A 432-nucleotide genomic window follows, 5' to 3' on the forward strand; every position below is an offset into this window, starting at 1 on the left:
CAAGCAGAAGACGGCATACGAGATGCTCAGGAGTCTCGTGGGCTCGGCAGTGAGGCCAAAAAGATAGACAGGGAGCCTTGGCTCCCTGTCTTAAAGATTAAAGCCCGGCGAACGTAAAGGGCTTGGCCGTGACAAAGTCCGACAGCGCGTTACCTGAGTAGATGCTGTTGTTGTTGATGGTCAGCTTTTTCACTTCTTGTTGTTTATTGAAGTCGATGCCCTTCATATCGACCCAGAAGGTGTTGGGGGTTAAGGCGGTTTCAAAGTAATACACCCGATTTTTATGATCCGAGACCGAGCGCCAACGGGTCGAAGAGATATTCGGTTCAGTCTCGGAAGCTATACCGAAAGGCACAGAGGCGTTACGAATGACGCTGAAGGCGCCGGCAACCGCCACCCGGGTATTGGCTGTCTTGGGAATGGCATCCATAT

The 432-nt window shown here is 51.9% G+C and carries 1 protein-coding gene; it reads right to left on the reverse strand.

What is annotated here, in order from left to right; genetic code table 11:
- Positions 1–97 precede the first annotated feature (97 nt).
- Positions 98–432 (reverse strand): linear amide C-N hydrolase (locus K5Q92_RS24070; protein WP_220771286.1); only part of this gene is annotated, 335 nt, incomplete at its 5' end.

This window comes from Shewanella sp. MBTL60-007 (genome assembly GCF_019654915.1).
In the GTDB taxonomy this organism is placed as follows: domain Bacteria; phylum Pseudomonadota; class Gammaproteobacteria; order Enterobacterales; family Shewanellaceae; genus Shewanella.